The 17118-nt window shown below is 43.1% G+C and carries 15 protein-coding genes; 10 read left to right on the top strand and 5 right to left on the bottom strand.

Going from position 1 to position 17118, the window contains the following annotated elements; genetic code table 11:
* Positions 1–158 precede the first annotated feature (158 nt).
* A complete protein-coding gene (locus tag L4D78_RS23020; protein WP_428469092.1) occupies positions 159–1310 on the top strand; it encodes an iron-containing alcohol dehydrogenase in 1152 nt (383 codons plus the stop codon).
* A 119-nt stretch (positions 1311–1429) separates the two neighbouring features.
* Here L4D78_RS23020 and L4D78_RS23015 read toward each other — a convergent pair whose 3' ends face one another.
* Together L4D78_RS23015 and L4D78_RS23010 are read right to left on the bottom strand one after the other, a co-directional pair.
* A complete protein-coding gene (locus L4D78_RS23015; protein WP_428458388.1) occupies positions 1430–1651 on the bottom strand; it encodes a hypothetical protein in 222 nt (73 codons plus the stop codon).
* A 17-nt stretch (positions 1652–1668) separates the two neighbouring features.
* A complete protein-coding gene (locus L4D78_RS23010) occupies positions 1669–1998 on the bottom strand; it encodes a DMT family transporter (protein WP_428458389.1) in 330 nt (109 codons plus the stop codon).
* Positions 1999–2321: 323 nt separating this feature from the next.
* Between L4D78_RS23010 and L4D78_RS23005 the strand changes: the two genes are divergently transcribed.
* Positions 2322–3248 (top strand): TAXI family TRAP transporter solute-binding subunit, encoded by a 927-nt coding sequence (locus tag L4D78_RS23005; RefSeq protein WP_428469091.1) that lies wholly within the window; start codon positions 2322–2324, stop codon positions 3246–3248.
* 128 nt (positions 3249–3376) lie between these two features.
* Positions 3377–5266, top strand: coding sequence for a TRAP transporter permease (locus L4D78_RS23000; protein WP_428469090.1), 1890 nt, complete (start codon positions 3377–3379; stop codon positions 5264–5266).
* Between the two features lie 75 nt (positions 5267–5341).
* Here L4D78_RS23000 and L4D78_RS22995 read toward each other — a convergent pair whose 3' ends face one another.
* The gene (locus tag L4D78_RS22995; protein ID WP_428469089.1) at positions 5342–6052 is read right to left on the bottom strand and encodes a response regulator; all 711 of its coding nucleotides are present in this window, start codon (positions 6050–6052) and stop codon (positions 5342–5344) included.
* The gene (locus tag L4D78_RS22990; protein WP_428469088.1) at positions 6052–7689 is read right to left on the bottom strand and encodes an ATP-binding protein; all 1638 of its coding nucleotides are present in this window, start codon (positions 7687–7689) and stop codon (positions 6052–6054) included. The genes L4D78_RS22995 and L4D78_RS22990 overlap by 1 nt, the downstream gene beginning before the upstream one ends.
* A gap of 241 nt (positions 7690–7930) precedes the next feature.
* Between L4D78_RS22990 and L4D78_RS22985 the strand changes: the two genes are divergently transcribed.
* From L4D78_RS22985 to L4D78_RS22955, 7 genes are all read left to right on the top strand, one after another.
* Complete coding sequence (locus tag L4D78_RS22985; RefSeq protein WP_428469126.1) at positions 7931–8866, top strand: tripartite tricarboxylate transporter substrate binding protein; 936 nt, start codon at positions 7931–7933, stop codon at positions 8864–8866.
* A 121-nt stretch (positions 8867–8987) separates the two neighbouring features.
* Positions 8988–9461 (top strand): tripartite tricarboxylate transporter TctB family protein, encoded by a 474-nt coding sequence (locus tag L4D78_RS22980; RefSeq protein WP_428469087.1) that lies wholly within the window; start codon positions 8988–8990, stop codon positions 9459–9461.
* A 3-nt stretch (positions 9462–9464) separates the two neighbouring features.
* Entirely contained in the window at positions 9465–10988 is a 1524-nt protein-coding gene (locus L4D78_RS22975) for a tripartite tricarboxylate transporter permease (RefSeq protein WP_428469086.1), read from the top strand.
* A 380-nt stretch (positions 10989–11368) separates the two neighbouring features.
* Positions 11369–11854 (top strand): ureidoglycolate lyase, encoded by a 486-nt coding sequence (locus L4D78_RS22970; RefSeq protein WP_428469085.1) that lies wholly within the window; start codon positions 11369–11371, stop codon positions 11852–11854.
* Positions 11855–11950: 96 nt separating this feature from the next.
* Positions 11951–13690: a glyoxylate carboligase gene (gene gcl / locus L4D78_RS22965; RefSeq protein WP_428469084.1), complete on the top strand. Its 1740-nt coding sequence runs from the start codon at positions 11951–11953 to the stop codon at positions 13688–13690.
* A gap of 51 nt (positions 13691–13741) precedes the next feature.
* On the top strand, positions 13742–14524 hold the full coding sequence (gene hyi / locus L4D78_RS22960; protein WP_428469083.1) for a hydroxypyruvate isomerase: 783 nt from the start codon (positions 13742–13744) through the stop codon (positions 14522–14524).
* Between the two features lie 21 nt (positions 14525–14545).
* Complete coding sequence (locus L4D78_RS22955) at positions 14546–15433, top strand: 2-hydroxy-3-oxopropionate reductase (protein ID WP_428469082.1); 888 nt, start codon at positions 14546–14548, stop codon at positions 15431–15433.
* A 226-nt stretch (positions 15434–15659) separates the two neighbouring features.
* On the opposite strand, the gene L4D78_RS22950 is transcribed toward L4D78_RS22955, so the two are convergent.
* Complete coding sequence (locus tag L4D78_RS22950; RefSeq protein WP_428469081.1) at positions 15660–16880, bottom strand: pyridoxal-phosphate-dependent aminotransferase family protein; 1221 nt, start codon at positions 16878–16880, stop codon at positions 15660–15662.
* Positions 16881–17118 lie beyond the last annotated feature (238 nt).

The following is a 17118-nucleotide window of genomic DNA, read 5'->3' as shown; positions in this document are numbered from 1 at the left end:
GTGTGAACAAAAATACGAAAGCACCATAACGTCCACACGGTAAATAAGCAGGAATAGGCACTATAATTCGATGATCTGACCTTAATGTCGACACTTTGTCACAGTAATATGCACATTACTAGCTTGGGAAACATAATTTCAATTGTTTAGGTGATTAGATGCAATTTACATACTTGAATTCGACAAAAATACATTTCGGTCAGGGACAGATAGAAACGATCGCACAAGAAATAGGAATAGATAAAAAAGTACTTCTAATTTATGGCGGAGGCTCAATAAAGAAGAATGGCGTATACGACCAATTAAGTCGCGCATTACAGAATCACAAATGGATTGAGTTTTCAGGTGTTGAACCAAACCCTAAAATGGAGACTTTAGACAGGGCGACTCACCTAGCACGAGAAGAGCATGTAGATTACATTTTAGCTGTTGGTGGGGGGAGCGTTATTGACGGGGCAAAATATATAGCAGCCGCAACCTTATATCATGGAGATGGTTGGGATATTCCATCGGGCAAGCATGTTATATCTCAAGCGTTACCGATTGGCTGCATATTAACACTTCCAGCGACAGGGTCTGAATCTAACACTGGTGCAGTTATTTCGAAACAGAGTACCCGAGAAAAGTTGGTGTTCTTCTCTGAATATGTTCAGCCTCAGTTTGCCGTACTTGATCCCGATGTAATGAAAACATTACCAGAGAGGCAGCTAATTAATGGTGTTGTTGATGCGTGGGTACATGTGTGCGAGCAGTATTTGACAGTGAAAGAGGGTGCCTATGTTCAAGATGGATATGCTGAAGTACTGCTGCGTAGTTTATTAAAATTAGGTGGTGATTTTGAATGTCGTGATAGCACTCATTGGCGTGAAAATTTGATGTGGGTAGCAAATCAGGCACTAAACGGGTTGATTGGTGTCGGTGTAAGTCAGGATTGGTCAACGCACTCAATTGGACATGAATTGACTGCTTTGTTTGGGGTTGATCATGCTCGGTCATTGGCAATTGTCCAGCCTGCTATGTTAAGAAACCAGATGGCCTTGAAGCGTGGAAAATTAGAGCAAATGGGTAAGCAGGTCTTCTTATTAACAGACAGTGAGGATTTGGCTGAAAGAACCATTATAGCAATTGAACACTTCTATTGGAGTTTAGGAGTAGAAACTACGCTTAAAGTTGATGACAAAACGAATGCAGTTCAGTCGTTATGCGAACAACTTGAAATACATGGAATGGTTGCATTAGGTGAAAGCCAGAAAATCACGTTGGATGAAAGTAAAGAAATACTGAAGTTAGCGATAGAATCACGCGCTTAGTTAATTTCCGAGTGAAGTATTTAACCCACCGACCTTATAGGGTAGAGGTGGGTTTTCTACTTTGAGCAAGTGAATAACATGAATGAGCATTGGATCGTTACACAGAAACTATTTGGCAACTACCCATTTAGCTGCCGTGTTTGGTTTAAGGTTCTAGATCCGCCAGCACCGTAGCTGTTGATATCGAACCTATTTTGATTTCGAGGTCTTTTTCGATCTAACCGGGTTAGATCGATATGATGCTGTTCTGCTAATAGTTTTAACACCGCATTGATGTCTTTTTGTGGTGCCTTGTTGTTCACTAGATAGTAATAAAGGTTAATAGCCCTTTGTTCATTCATGCAATTACCCCCATGTATTAGTGAGTGTGCGACGCTCCTGAAAGATTGATGATGGCAATGCCGATGGCGACAACGATCATACCTAGCCAGACTTTGGCATCTAAATGCTGTTTATAGATGATACTCGACATCGCGGTAACAATAACAATGGCCATGCCTGCCCACATAGCGTGAACGATACCGACAGGTAATGACTTCATGGCTTGCCCAAGGAATAGAAAGGCAAGAAGGTGGCCGAGAACAACAATAATGCTGGGAAATAGATTAGTGAAGCCGTTGGTTGAACGAAGGGCAACGTGAGAAGTCGCTTCTGCCAATACTCCCAGAGTAAGAAATAGCCAGCCCATATAAAATCCTTAATGTTTTGTACTTGTCGTTGGTATGGGATGTAGTTTATCTGTTTACAAAATAATGATAATAGAGTTTAAATGGAAATAACTTTTACTAGCTGGTAATAATGTAAGAAGAAACAGAAATTGTAGGGTGAAATAGCAAAAGTGTAGTTATTGATGTAGTTAACACTGCTGATATCTCATTTTCACAAATTTCACAAATTTAACATTTAAAAGCGATTTCTTTTGATGCAACATCGATAGAACAATACGACGAAGTACTTTTAAGTTGTATTCGAAACCTACAATTTAGCGTTCTGAATGAGAAGGAATACTCAATGCGTTCAATGATCAAAAAAGGGATAATTTCTCTTGCTTTAGCTGTTTCATTACCTGTTGCTGCAAACAATTACACTATCGGTACAGGAAGTCAAAGTGGTACCTATTATCCTTTAGGTGGGTTACTAGCGAAGGTGTGGAACGAAAATATTGATGATTTTAATATGCGTGCGGAAGTAACGGCTGCATCAGTAGAAAACGTCATTAAGGTGTCGACAAAGCAGCAGTTGGCTGGGATTGCCATGGGTAACGTTGTTCAGCAAGCTTACCAAGGCACAGAGCCTTTCCCACGTAAGATGGACGTTTCAGTTTTGTTCGCGCTTTATCCTAACGTTGTGCAATTTATCGTACCTGCGAATTCAGACATTAAGTCTGTAGCGGATCTAAAAGGTAAGCGAGTTGCCCTTGGTGCTCCTGGTTCTGGTACGCGTGTTAGTGCATTGAATATTTTGAAAACATTGGGTATTGAAGAGAGTGACATGCGTGGGCAGGCACTGAACTATACGGCAACCACTGAAGCATTGGGTAACGGTCAAATCGATGCCGGAGTGATTGTTGGTAGCTTAGGCGTCGGTGCTATTACGGAGCTAGCGCTTACTCGTGATATTCGTATTCTTTCATTCACTGAAGACGAGTTGGCCATGATTAATGAGGCGAATGCATCATACAGTGGCTTAGATGTTGAAGCGGGTAGCTATCGAAATGTTCCTGCATTCCAAGCGCCGGCAGTATGGAATGTATTGGTTGTTAAAGGTGATTTGGATAAAGACCTAGCTTATGAAATGACTAAGGCTGCTTTTGATAATATCGATCAGATCCGCCAGGCGATCGGCGTAACAAAATTCACTACCGTTGAAAATATGAATAAGCTTGCGGGTATTCCACTGCACCCGGGATCACAGCAGTTTATGAGTGAACAAAAGTAAATAATCCGAAGTGTCACTTATCTTAATCGATAGGTGAAGTAGTACCCCCCGAAGTATATCGGGGGGATATACCCAAGTACTTTGAAGTTACATGGGTATATAACATTGCAGTAAACAAGGAGTTCGCAATGACCAATTCTTCGGCGTTAAATCACAGGGTAACTGAACGTTTAATGCAACTGGCGGCTGTTGCTGCATTCGCTTTATCAGTATTTCAAATTTGGCAGGGTATTACTGCCAACCTTTCTGCACCTGTATTTCGTCCTATACACCTTAGCTGGATACTCGCGCTGGTGTTTCTCGTTAAGCCAGTATTAAAAGTGGACAATCCACTTTACCTTCCCGCGAGGCTTGTTGATTTAGCAATTGTTGTAGCCACATTGTGGGCCGTTCAGCATATTATTCGATTTGATTACGATGACATCGGTTTTTTACTTGACGGGTTAAGTACTCATGATGTGCTTGCCGGTTCAATCTTGATTGTGGCGCTATTGGAAGCAACAAGGCGAACCGTTGGTATGGTGATGGTTGTCATCGCTGGACTCTTCTTGTTGTATGCCATGTTTGGTGATCTTTTGCCGGCCAGTGTTGCTAGCAAAGGGTTTGCCCTTGATGAAATAATTCGTTTTCATATTTATTCAACCAATGGGGTGTTTGGGGCGCCATTGGCGATCGCTGCGGGCGTGGTGTTTATCTTCGTATTGTTCGGCGCCTTTCTTCAAGTAACAGGTGCAGGGCAGTTCTTCATTGATGCCGCATTTGCGGTTGCGGGGAAATATCGAGGGGGCCCAGCTAAAGCCAGTGTAATCGCTTCGGCGGCATTAGGCTCGATATCAGGATCGGCTATAGCTAACACAGTAACCACTGGTGCACTGACTATTCCGATGATGAAGAAGCTTGGTTATAAGCCAGAGCAAGCTGCGGGCATTGAAGCGGCGGCCTCAACTGGCGGGCAAATTATGCCGCCAGTAATGGGGGCGGGGGCTTTTGTTATGGCCCAGTTTACAGGCATTGCTTACAGTGAAATTCTGCTTGTCTCTATTGCGCCTGCTATTTTGTATTTCGGGTGTACATTGTTATACGTGCATTTAATGGCGTGTAAGCTTGGCCTTAAGGGAATGGATAATGTCACCCAACTGAAAGTGGTGATGAAACAAGGTTGGCACTTTGTTGTGCCATTGGTGTTGATCACCAGCTTACTGTTAATGAGCTATTCTCCTGTGCTAGTCGGTATTGCTGGGTGTAGCGCCGTGTTGGTTGCTGCAATGTGCCGTAAGCATAGCCGCATTAGTTTCCGCGTGTTTCTTGAGGGAATGAAAGAAGGCGCCCTGTTAGCACTGCCTATTTCAGTTGCCTGTGCAACGGCGGGGATTGTCGTCGGGGTAGTTGGCCAAACGGGCATCGGTTTACAGTTTACTCAGTTCCTTATGGCATTGTCTGGTGGCTATTTATGGTCCGTCATGGCCTTAATTGCAGTGGCAGCAGTGATCCTTGGAATGGGTTTACCCGTAACCGCAGCCTATATTGTACTATCGATCATGGCCGTACCCGCCTTAACTGAGCTTGGTTTGGGTATTCTTACTGCCCACATGATTGTGTTCTGGTTATCACAAACCTCGAATGTGACTCCGCCGATTGCACTAGCAGCATTTGCTGGGGCAGGGATTGCAGGCGCGTCACCGATGCAGTCGGCAGTGCAGGCTTTCAAGTTGGCGCAAGGTTTCTTCCTTATTCCGCTGATGATGGCATTTTCACCATTAATTTTTGATGGCGAAAACTGGTTAGGGTTCATGTTTGCGATAGTAACGACCATTACTCTTATTGTTGCCTTTGCTGGTGCTATTGAAGGGCGATTGGCTAAATTACTGTCAATACCTGAGCGTTTGGTCTTGTTTTTAGTTCCTTTTGCTTTGATCTTTAGTGGGTTGACTATTCAGCTTACCGCTATTGCGGTTGTTGTGGTGATTATTTTCCTTAATGTATTTCGGAACAAAGAGCCAAGCATAACGTCCGCTTAGCGATGTTCCGTTTTCTGGTTATATCGTTCAAGTAAGCAAAAAAGGGGAGGCCAATCGGCTTCCCCTTATTTTTTATTACGCACAGGGCTTATATCGACGCTCTGGGCGTCCCACTGTACCGTATGAAACTTCGGCTGTGAGTTCATCCGTAGCGACCATAAATTCGAGGTAGCGCCTCGCTGTCGTTCGGCTTGCCCCAATTTCTTGCCCGACTTGTTCTGCGTTTAGGGTGAGGTGTTGTTGACTAAATACTGCCCTTATTTTATCAAGCGTTAAACTGTCAATTCCCTTCGGTAATCTATTGGTGGCTTTATTGTTGGATAATACTTGAGCTTGTTTGGTTGCAGGTGGTGCTTGAAAAAGCTTATCAACATCACTCTGTAGCAGAGAGTCTATATCTGAGAGTTTACTTAGGTGAGCTCGGTACTTGGCCAGTGAAGCTTGTAGTCGTTCAAAAATTAATGGTTTTAGAATGTAATCAAAAATACCGCTATGCATAGCAGTTCGTAGGGTCTCTACTTCTTTCGCCGCAGTGACTAGAATGACGTCACTGTGGCAATGTTCCGCTCGCAATGTACGAAGTAGGTCTAATCCCGTACCCGTTGGAAACTGGTTATCGAGCAAGATTAATTGTGGCTTGAGTACTTCGATGAGATCTCGTGCTTCTTCTAGGCCATGGGCAATACCGACAACCTCAAACCCTTCAATTTTTTCGACAAAGCGGCGTTGAATTTCCGCTATCTGTTGGTCATCTTCTGCAATAACGATGCTGATCGCGTCTGACATTAGTCTTCCTCTGCTTTTGTCTGTTTCTCTTTTGGTAAATAGAGGGTAAATCGGCTGCCATAAGGCTCAATGGGCTCAATGGTAATTAGGCCATCAAGGTGATCTGTTAGCTTTTTAACGAGATCAAGTCCTATACCATGCCCCTGTTGATTTTTTGTACTGTAGCCGCGTGTAAAGATGACGTCGACTTCTTCATTCGATAGCCCTCGACCTTGATCCTCTATTTCAAAAATTACTTCCTTACCGTAATCGGAAAGGCTGAGTGTGATCTGTCCTCCTCGGCCATGGTGCGCTAATGTTGCTTCCAAAGCATTATCGAGTAGGTTGCCAAGAATACTGACTAATTGCTCCCTCGGTAGATCGGTGGGTAGGTGTGTCATTTGGCTTGCTTCATCAAGGTGAAGTTTTAACCCGAGCTCTTTTGCTCGATTGTACTTGCCCAGTAAGCAGCCCGCGAGAATGCTGTCAGAAGTGACATCCATGAGTTGTTGAATAAATGCCTGATGGCTTGATGTTTCTTGACCAATAACGGCCAATGCCTCATCTGTTGCGTCTATTTGTATTAGGCCAGCGATAGTATGTAGCTTGTTATTATATTCATGTGACTGACTGCGTAGACTTTCAGCATATTGTTTTATTCGCGTTAGTTTACGGCTGACTAAATCAACTTCGTTTTTTAACCGAAAGCTAGATACAACGCCATTAACTGTACCGCCCTGTATTAAGGGGATCCTATTCACGATTAAAAGCTGATCATGTATCCATACTTCTTGATCGTATTGAGGGGAGCCGTTTCTGAGCACACGTAAAAGGCCGCTATCAGGCAGTACCTCTTGTATATGTTGACCGATATAGGTATTGGTTTCAGGTAGTTGTAGGGTCTTTATCGCAGCATGATTAAAAGTGGTAATCATTCCCTCTTGGTTAATGGCCACGATTCCTTCACGTACCGTTTCGAGTGTGGCATTTCGTTCTTGGAACATTCGACCAATTTCTTCGGGTTCAAGATTAAAAATGGCTTTTTTGAAGTGGTGAGCAAACCAGATTGCGGTGATAACACTAAATAGGAAAGCCGCTGCAATGGCAATAAACATAGAAGTGCGATGATTACTGACTAATACTTGAACCGTATCAAGCAAATACCCGACAGAGACAATACCGATAATCTCAGTACCTTGCTGATTAAAAATCGGGGCTTTACCACGGACAGATTGCCCGACACTTCCATGGGCTTTGGAAATATACGGCAGGCCCTCAACCAGCGCTATTTCGTTCATATCCCCTTCGTCGTCATGCATGGGTTTGCCTATCCGTGCTTTATTAGGGTGGGCTAGCCTGATGCCATTTTTATCGCCAAAGACAACGAAACGCGCTTCTGCAGATTTAGCAAGTTTGTAACTTAATGGTTGCAGAACTGATGTATTTCGAGCATCTACAGCTCTAATAACATCGGGGGAAACAGAGATCGCAAGGGCAACCCGCATGGCTTGCTGGCCAATTTGCTCATCAAGCACGCTATCAAGATAGCGGATTGCAAAATGACCGAGAATTCCCGTTTGTAATACAGCAATAATCCCTAAGATCAATACCATACGTGTATTTAAGCGTAAAAAACGTAATGACAAAAATGCCGTCATTGTTTGGCGATTCCTTCCACCGAGTGCTTTGTTACACACACCTTACCTTTTTATTACTCATTGTGCTGTGAACAATATGAACAAAATCGCCAATAAGTATCTTATTCACATTAAATTTACAAACTTCTCATGGCGCTATGATTGGCATAAGTTTATGACGTAGGAACACATAACAATTAAATAAGGACACAATATGCTTACTCGGTTTTTGTCTTGTAAACGTGTAACAGTACTGGCGACCATGATGGCCGCTTCGATGAGTATGGGTGTAGCTCAGGCTAAAGTGGATGAAGTGCACTTTCTAGTACCTGGAGGTGCAGGTGGTGGCTGGGATAGTACAGCGCGTGGCACTGGTGAAGCGTTGTCGAAATCTAACCTCGTCGAAAAAGTATCATATGAAAACATGTCTGGTGGCGGTGGTGGTAAAGCAATTGCGTACCTGATAAAAACATCTGCCCAGTCGAAAGATACATTAATGGTTAATTCAACACCGATTGTGATCCGCTCTTTATCAAACGTTTTCCCACAGTCTTTCCGTGATCTAACACCGGTTGCTGCGACCATTGGTGATTATGCCGCATTTGTTGTAGCGAAAGATTCAAAATATCAAAGCTTTACTGAAATTGTTGATGATTATAAGAAGAACCCTCGCTCAGTGTCGGTTGCTGGTGGTTCAGCACGAGGCAGTATGGATCACCTTGTAGCGGCGATGGTATTTAAAGCTGCAGGTGGTGAACCTCGTAAATTGAAATACTTGGCTTATGATGCTGGTGGTAAGGCAATGGCTGGCTTGCTATCGGGTGAAACCCAAGTGCTATCAACGGGCTTAAGTGAAGCACTGAGTTTAGCTGAAGCGGGCGAAGTTCGTATTCTAGCGATGACAGGGCCTGAACGTTCAAAGGTTGCACCGAATGTACCGACGATTCAAGAGCTAGGTTATGACGCCACCTTCGTTAACTGGCGTGGTTTCTTTGGAGCGCCGGGCTTGAGCGATGAGAAGGTTGCTGAGTACGCTGATGTATTAAAGAAAATGTATGAAACTGACGAATGGGCAGCCGTTCGTGACCGCTACGGTTGGACTGAAATCTATAAGCCAGGTACTGAATTTGAAGCCTTCCTTGCTCAGCAAGAGCAAGAGATGGGTAGTCTCATGAGAGAGCTTGGTTTCTTAAATTAAATAAAACCTAAAGCGTGGTACTGCTCCCTATGTTAAGCAGGCTGCGCTTTTTTATTACCGCTAAAACATTTATTACCGTTAAAGCAGTATGTAAACAAACGTTGTATGTGAAGGAGCACCCATGACGATAACCAAAGATCATATCGGTGGTTTGGTATTTTTATGTTTTTCCGTAGCCTACGGTTATTACGCCAATATTATTACGTTATTCCCTGGCGATGAATATGAACCGTTCCACGCTAAATCTATGCCAATCGCTTTGGCTGCACTTGGCATTTTATTCTCACTTTGCCAGCTTATTCTTGCGAGTAAAAAAGATAAAGATCGCTTGAGCCTAACGGGTTATGACTTTGTGCTAATGGGCAAGTTGCTTGTGTTGATGGTGCTGTTTGCACTGTCTTTAGATTGGATGGGCTTTTTAGTTTCGACCGCACTTTTCCTTATAGGGGGGTACTGGCTGCTAGGTGAACGTAGACCAAAAATACTCTTTTTGGCCTCTGTGCCTTTTGCCATAGGGTTCTGGTATGTCTTAACCCAATTACTTGATATTTACCTTGCACCGGGACAGGTGTGGACCAGCCTATTAGGGAGTTAAACCATGTTTGATGGAATGATGTCAGGGCTGAGCACAGCGATAATGCCCTTTAATTTAATGATGGTTGTGGTGGGCTGTTTTGCTGGCACATTCATTGGTATGTTGCCCGGCTTAGGACCTATTTCTGCTATTGCTTTAATGATCCCAATTACCTACGGGCTTGATCCTTCGTCAGGCATTATTTTAATGGCAGGCGTTTACTACGGTGCTATTTTTGGTGGTTCTACTTCGTCTATCCTGATCAATGCACCCGGCTGTGCGAGTACGGTTGTAACAGCCTTTGATGGTTATCCGCTAGCTCAGCAAAAGCAAGCAGGTAAGGCGTTAGCCCTTGCAGCTTACTCTTCATTTACTGGCGGAACCATTGGTGCAATTATCCTATTGTTTGCAGCGCCAGCATTGGCAAAAGTCTCGTTAAGTTTTCAGTCGAGCGACTACTTTGCACTTATGGTATTAGGCTTAACGGCAGTGGCAGCTTTCTCAGGAAAAGGCCAAGTATTAAAAGCACTCATGATGACGGTGTTTGGCTTGATGATTGCGATGGTCGGTAACGATGTAATGTCGGGTATCCCTCGTTTTACTTTTGGTAACATTAACCTGATTGATGGGATCAGCTTCTTGTTACTTGCGATGGCAACTTTTGCTTTGACTGAGGTTGTAATGACGGTATTGCGCGGTGAGCACAAAGAGAAAGAGCCGCAAATGGACATGGATTCTTTGGGCAGCATGAAGCTAAGTAAAGAAGAAGTAAAACATGTCGCACCAACGGTTGGCCGTTCATCGGTATTTGGTTTTCTAGTTGGGGTTTTACCTGGTGCAGGGGCAACCATTGCGTCGTTCCTGAGCTACGGTATGGAACGTAATCTTGCTTCTAAGGAAGAAAAAGCAAAATTTGGTAAAGGTGCGCTGCGAGGTTTAGCCGCGCCTGAATCTGCAAACAATGCAGCCTCTACGGGCTCTTTCGTACCATTACTAACACTGGGTATTCCGGGGTCTGGTACAACGGCAATTATGCTTGGTGCGCTTATCGCATACGGTATTCAACCTGGACCACGTTTGTTTGTCGATAATCCAGATGTTTTTTGGTCGGTGATAATCTCAATGTACTTTGGTAACTTGGTGCTGCTGATTCTAAACTTGCCACTAATCCCTTATATTTCGCGGCTGTTGGCTATCCCACGTCCTATTTTGATCCCATTGATTTTGTTCTTCTCGATCACAGGCGTTTACTTAGTCAGCTTTAATAGTTTTGATATTCATATGATGGTGATCATCACGATCATTGCGACGTTCTTGAAGCTATTGAGCTTTCCAATGGCGCCGATGCTGCTGGGATTCATTCTTGGGGATATTCTTGAAAAAAATCTGAGCCGCTCATTGACGTTATCTGATGGGAGTTACTCCTTCCTATGGGAGCGTCCACTTACGTTGGCTATCATGATTTGTGCTGTGCTAGCTTTGATGTTGCCGCTAGTGAGTGCAATACGAGAGAAAAAATCAGCTGAAAAAGTAGCAGATTCAATCTAGACTCGCTTAGCTTCAACAAATTAAAAACAGCTTTAGTCAGCGAATGGCTTAAGCTGTTTTCTTACCTCTATTCCTTCCGTATTTTAACCTCAACTATACCTATCTGTTGATTCAATAATTATTTTATCTAAAACTAAATTCATTATATGAAAAAAATCACTATAAAATGAAGTGTGCTGTAGGTCATGTTTTCCTTATCTATTTTTTGTGTATGATTAGTTTCAACAAAGAGGATAAGAAATATATACCGATAACTAAAAGATAAAAACAAAGTATTAAGCATTATCTCTACAATACATTATGCCTTCTTATTCTTGGCCAAATTCAATTGGTAGATATTATCTGCTAAAAAATTATCTAGAAATTAAAAAAGGTTTTATATGAAAACATTAAGAGTTGAACCGCTAACAAAAGACGCGTTTAAGCCTTTTGGTGATGTGTTAGAAGTTGAAAATTCCGACTCGTTTTATATTAATGACAAGTCTTGTCAACGGTTTAATGCATTAGGTAACGTAACGGTAACAGATGATGCCAATCCATCTTTCAGTATCATTAAAGCGGTGGCCTTTACGGAAAAGCTTACATTTTCATTACTTGAAAAGCACCCATTAGGTAGCCAAGCATTTTATCCACTTGATGGTAAAAAGTTTATTGTCATTGTCGCTGAAGGCGATGATGAAATTGATGAGACAACGTTGAGGGCCTTCATGACGAATGGTGAACAAGGCGTTAACTATTATAAAAATGTTTGGCACTATTTATTATTTGCTTGGAATGAAGATACTGACTTTATAACGATTGATAGAGCCGGTAAAGATAATTGCATTGTTAATAATTTATCAAAAGAATACACCGTATTATTGTAATTTGTTTAATTAATTCAGATGAGCGATAAGTCACGGCAATAACATTGATTATTGTGGCTGGTTGATGTCGTTTATAGAAAGTATTGGAGATATAAAATGGCTAAAATGCGTGCGATAGAAGCTGCAGTTTTAATTCTAAAAAAAGAAGGTGTTTCTTGCGCCTTTGGTGTACCAGGCGCTGCAATTAACCCAATGTATGCTGCGTTAAAAAAACTAGGCGGTATTGAACATATTCTTGCTCGTCATGTGGAAGGTGCTTCTCACATGGCAGAAGGTTATACCCGTGCAGAAGCTGGCAACATTGGTGTCTGTATTGGTACATCAGGCCCTGCTGGTACTGATATGATCACGGGGTTGTATTCTGCCTCTGCTGATTCAGTTCCAATACTATGTATTACAGGTCAAGCGCCTGTTGCCAAGCTACATAAGGAAGATTTCCAAGCGGTAGATATTGAGTCTATTGCTAAACCAGTAACTAAAATGTCGGTTACTATCCGCGAAGCGGGTCAAATGCCAGGTACATTCCAAAAAGCGTTCTATGAAATGCGTTCTGGTCGCCCGGGTCCTGTATTGCTTGATTTACCTATCGACGTACAGATGACTGAAATCGAATTCGATATCGATCTTTATGAGCCACTAACGCCAAGCAAAACAGCGGCAACAAAAGCGCAAGCAGAACGTGCGGTTGCTATGCTAAACGAATCTGAAAAGCCATTGCTTGTTGCTGGTGGCGGCATCGTAAACGCAGATGCAGCAGCGTTGTTTAAAGAGTTTGCAGAGCTAGTTAACGTTCCTGTTATTCAAACGCTACGTGGCTGGGGAACAATTTCAGACGAGCACCCACTGATGAGTGGCCGTATGGGCTGCCAGGCTAACCACCGTTGTGGAAATGCTACTTACTTAGAATCTGACTTTGTGTTCGGTATTGGTAACCGTTGGGCAAACCGTCACACTGGCGATTTGAATACGTATACTAAAGGTCGTAAGTTTATCCACGTTGATATCGAGCCAACGCAAATCGGCCGTGTATTCTCACCCGATTTAGGTATTACTTCAGATGCTGGTGAAGCATTGAAAGTATTTATTGAAGCGGCGAAAGAACTAAAAGCTCGTGGCGATATGAAAGACCGTACACAGTGGGTTGCAGAGTGTGCAGAGCGTAAGCGTACTATGTTACGTCGTGAAGATTTTGATTGCTCACCAATCAAACCACAACGTATCTACCACGAAATGAACAAAGCATTTGGCCCTGAAACACGCTATGTAAGTACAATTGGTCTAGCACAAATTGCGGCTAACCAATTCCTACACGTACATGAGCCTCGCCACTGGATCAATGCATGTCAAGCGGGTCCATTAGGTTGGACAATGCCAGCAGCACTCGGTGTCGTTAAAGCGGATCCAGTGAAGCCTGTTGTTGCTATTTCTGGTGACTACGACTTCCAATTCATGATGGAAGAACTAGCCGTTGGTGCACAGTTTAACTTGCCTTACATTCACGTTCTTATCAATAACGCATACCTTGGCCTTATTCGTCAGGCTCAAAAAGCGTTTGATATTGACCACTGTGTACAGTTGTCGTTTGAAAACATCAATGCACCAGAAGTTAAGGAATACGGTGTCGATCATAAGAGCGTTGTTGAAGGTCTTGGTTGTAAAGCAATTCGTGTATTCGAACCTGAAGATATTGCCCCCGCACTTGAAGAAGCTAAGAAGCTAATGAAAGAGCATAAAGTTCCTGTTGTTGTTGAAGTGCTTACTGAGCGCGTGACAAATATCGCGATGGGCCCAGATATCGATAAAGTGAACGAATTCGAAGATATTATCGACCTTTAATTAAGACATTCATGAGGTGGCTGCATATGCCACCTCAACAAGGAGTTTATTATGCCAAAGTTTGCGGCAAACCTTTCAATGTTATTCACTGAATATGAATTTATGGCACGTTTTGATGCAGCGGCGAAAGCTGGTTTTCAAGGCGTAGAATATCTATTTCCTTATGATTTTCCTGCGGCAGATATTGCTGCTGAACTTGAAAAAAATAACCTCACTCAAGTGCTATTTAATCTGCCTGCAGGTGATTGGGCGGCGGGCGAACGTGGTATTGCTTGTTTACCTGAGCGCATCGAAGAGTTTCGTTCGGGTGTTGATAAAGCGATTGAATATGCAGGTGTATTGGGCTGTAAGCAAGTGAATTGCCTAGCAGGGATCAAGCCAGAACAAGTCACTGATACCGATGCTTATCAAGTATTAGTCGATAACCTAAAATTTGCCGCTGAAAAACTTGCGGCTGCCGGTATAGCCCTCGTTGTTGAGGCCATTAATACCCGAGATATTCCCGGCTTTTTTGTTTCGTCAACACAGATGGTCAAAGATCTGATTGAAGATGTAGGCAGCCAGAATCTTACTTACCAATACGATATTTATCACATGCAAATCATGGAAGGTGATTTAGCAGCCACGGTTAAGAATAACCTCTCGATTATCGGTCATGTTCAGCTTGCAGATAACCCTGGGCGACATGAGCCGGGCACCGGTGAAATTAACTATAGCTTCATGTTTAAGCACCTAGATGAAGTGGGTTATGACGGTTGGATCGGGTGTGAGTATGTACCAAAAAATGGTACAGAAGCAGGTTTAGTTTGGCTTAAAGAATACAACGTCATTTAATTAATGGTTAAGGAAAAAATTATGTTGAATATCGGTTTTATTGGCACTGGCATTATGGGTAAACCAATGGCTAAGAACTTGCAAAATGCAGGTTATAGCGTTTACTTTTCGGACCACTATGAATCAGTTCCTTCGGAGTTATTAGGTGAAAAAGGGTTTGCATGTCCTAACCCTGCTGCCGTTGCTGAAGCTGCAGACATTATTATTACGATGGTACCAGACACGCCACATGTCGCGGATGTTTTGTTCTCTGATGAAGGGATCATGAAAGGTCTATCAGCTGATAAAGTTGTGGTTGATATGAGTTCAATCTCTCCAATCGAAACGAAAGTGTTCGCTGAAAAAGTCGAAGCAGCAGGCGCATGGTATATCGATGCACCAGTATCGGGCGGTGAGGTTGGCGCTGTCGCGGGGACGCTATCTATCATGGCGGGTGGCCGTGATGAAATTTTCGAACGTGTAAAACCGTTGCTGGATGTTATGGGTAAAAATATTACGCTAGTAGGCGGTAATGGCGACGGTCAAACATGTAAGGTCGCAAACCAGATTATTGTTGCATTGAACATTGAAGCGGTTGCTGAAGCCTTACTGTTTGCATCAAAAGCCGGTGCAGATCCAGCGAAAATTCGCCAAGCGCTAATGGGGGGGTTTGCATCATCTAAAATTCTTGAAGTTCACGGTGAGCGTATGGTGAAAGGCACGTTTGATCCGGGTTTCCGTATTTCCCTACATCAAAAAGATTTGAACCTAGCCCTAACGGGTGCACGTGAATTGAAATTGAACTTGCCTAACACAGCAACGGCGCAAGAATTGTTTAATACATGTGCAGCACTCGACGGCAGCAATTGGGATCATTCTGCAATGCTAAAAGCACTTGAGCATATGAGTAATCACAGCATCCGTGACTAATACGGTATACAAGAAGTAACAGACATAAAAACGGGCACATCAGTGCCCGTTTTTGTATGTGTAGAGTAGGGAACTTACACCAGATTGGTATTACTCTGGGTAACATTAATTTTAGTAGAAGAATATTGATCGCTGTTGATGAATATACAGAGGTAAAAAAGCCTTTAATGCGTTCTTGATTGAAGCATAAAAGGCCGTTGTTGTCGGTGGGTATATTAGTTGATAATTATGCGTAGCATGCCATTGCTGCAATGACAGCCTGACTTGGTTGAATAGCCGCTTTGTGGCTAATTAATACCGCTTCAAGTGCTGCTAGCGTATGTAAAACCGCTTCTTGTCTAGCATTGTAGCCCATCGTACCAATACGCCAGATTTTTCCTTGTAGTGGGCCAAATGATGTACCGATTTCAATGCCAAAGCGAAGCAGTAATTCTTTGCGGATCACTTCACCGTCGACATTATCGGGAATATAGACACCAACAACGTTATTCATTTTGTAGGCTTGGTTGCCAAATAGCCGTAGCCCCATCGCTTTTAGGCCTGTCGCTAAGGCGTCACCCGCTTGTTTATGACGAGCAATAACGTGAGTCGGGCCTTCTTCGAGGTACAAGCGAGCACATTCGCGTGCTGCATATAACATGGATGTAGCTTCAGTGTGGTGGTTAAGGCGTTCTTCACCCCAGTAATCCAAAATCATAGGTAAATCAAAATAATTCGACTGGATCATTGGCTCAATACCATCTTCATGATGGTCTGCCCGAATGCCTTTCTCCACGTGCTTACGTTTATTAATCTGTTTTACAAATGCATCACTTAACGTAAGAGGTGCGCTGCCAGATGGGCCACCCAGGCATTTTTGTAAACCGACTGACACGGCATCCAACTTCCACTCATCAACATTCAGTTCGTTCCCTGCAACCGACGCCGTTGCATCGCAATAGAAAAGTACACCGTGACGTTGGCAGATATCACCAATTTCAGCAAGTGGCTGGTTCATCGTGGTTGATGTATCTCCTTGCACTGTTGCAAGTAGCTTAGGTTGAATTCGCTTAATCTCTTTTTCAATAAGCGCAGGATCGCAAACTTCACCCCACTCAATATCAATGGTGTATATTTCTGCACCTGTGCGGTGTGCAATTTCACACAAAAGATGGCCAAAGCGTCCCATTACAGGGATCAGTACTTTGTCACCAGGTTTAATGATTGAAACGAGTACAGCTTCGATGCCAGCCCGAGCTGTTCCGTCAATGAGCAATGTTGCTTCATTATTGGTATGAAAGACTTGTTGGTAAAGACGTTGTGTTTGCTTCATGTAACCTGTCATCACCGGATCGTATTGGCCGATAAGTTGATTCGAGATAGCTTGAAGTACGCGAGGGTAAGCGTTGATTGGTCCTGGACCCATGAGTAATCGTTGGGGAGGATTAAGAACTTCAAATAATTCCATGCTTGATTGTCTCCATGCTGGTTCTAATTTACGGCAAAGTTAGTTCCCTATGTCAGTATAAGGCTGCTAACGTTGCAAATTCTTGAGGCTAGAGAAGGCCGATACTTTGATTCTAATTGAGAAAAAAAGCGAAAGAAACAAAGAGGGGTTCAATTGGTGATTCCGCAGCAGTTATGAAAATATATTTAACAAAGAACGTGGAATAATTAAAATTTTTAGAATGGATATTGTTAATAAT

This window comes from Photobacterium minamisatsumaniensis (genome assembly GCF_050336695.1).
Lineage (GTDB): Bacteria > Pseudomonadota > Gammaproteobacteria > Enterobacterales > Vibrionaceae > Photobacterium > Photobacterium minamisatsumaniensis.
The sequence above is the reverse complement of the archived record's forward strand: the minus strand, read 5'-3'. Positions and strand labels throughout refer to the sequence as shown.

Excerpts from the sequence above, each read along its gene's own strand:
- L4D78_RS23020 (WP_428469092.1), top strand. The coding sequence starts at position 159 with ATGCAATTTACATACTTGAATTCGACAAAAATACATTTCGGTCAGGGA.
- L4D78_RS23015 (WP_428458388.1), bottom strand. The coding sequence starts at position 1,651 with ATGAATGAACAAAGGGCTATTAACCTTTATTACTATCTAGTGAACAAC.
- L4D78_RS23010 (WP_428458389.1), bottom strand. The coding sequence starts at position 1,998 with ATGGGCTGGCTATTTCTTACTCTGGGAGTATTGGCAGAAGCGACTTCT.
- L4D78_RS23005 (WP_428469091.1), top strand. The coding sequence starts at position 2,322 with ATGCGTTCAATGATCAAAAAAGGGATAATTTCTCTTGCTTTAGCTGTT.
- L4D78_RS23000 (WP_428469090.1), top strand. The coding sequence starts at position 3,377 with ATGACCAATTCTTCGGCGTTAAATCACAGGGTAACTGAACGTTTAATG.
- L4D78_RS22995 (WP_428469089.1), bottom strand. The coding sequence starts at position 6,052 with ATGTCAGACGCGATCAGCATCGTTATTGCAGAAGATGACCAACAGATA.
- L4D78_RS22990 (WP_428469088.1), bottom strand. The coding sequence starts at position 7,689 with ATGACGGCATTTTTGTCATTACGTTTTTTACGCTTAAATACACGTATG.
- L4D78_RS22985 (WP_428469126.1), top strand. The coding sequence starts at position 7,931 with ATGATGGCCGCTTCGATGAGTATGGGTGTAGCTCAGGCTAAAGTGGAT.
- L4D78_RS22980 (WP_428469087.1), top strand. The coding sequence starts at position 8,988 with ATGACGATAACCAAAGATCATATCGGTGGTTTGGTATTTTTATGTTTT.
- L4D78_RS22975 (WP_428469086.1), top strand. The coding sequence starts at position 9,465 with ATGTTTGATGGAATGATGTCAGGGCTGAGCACAGCGATAATGCCCTTT.
- L4D78_RS22970 (WP_428469085.1), top strand. The coding sequence starts at position 11,369 with ATGAAAACATTAAGAGTTGAACCGCTAACAAAAGACGCGTTTAAGCCT.
- gcl (WP_428469084.1), top strand. The coding sequence starts at position 11,951 with ATGGCTAAAATGCGTGCGATAGAAGCTGCAGTTTTAATTCTAAAAAAA.
- hyi (WP_428469083.1), top strand. The coding sequence starts at position 13,742 with ATGCCAAAGTTTGCGGCAAACCTTTCAATGTTATTCACTGAATATGAA.
- L4D78_RS22955 (WP_428469082.1), top strand. The coding sequence starts at position 14,546 with ATGTTGAATATCGGTTTTATTGGCACTGGCATTATGGGTAAACCAATG.
- L4D78_RS22950 (WP_428469081.1), bottom strand. The coding sequence starts at position 16,880 with ATGGAATTATTTGAAGTTCTTAATCCTCCCCAACGATTACTCATGGGT.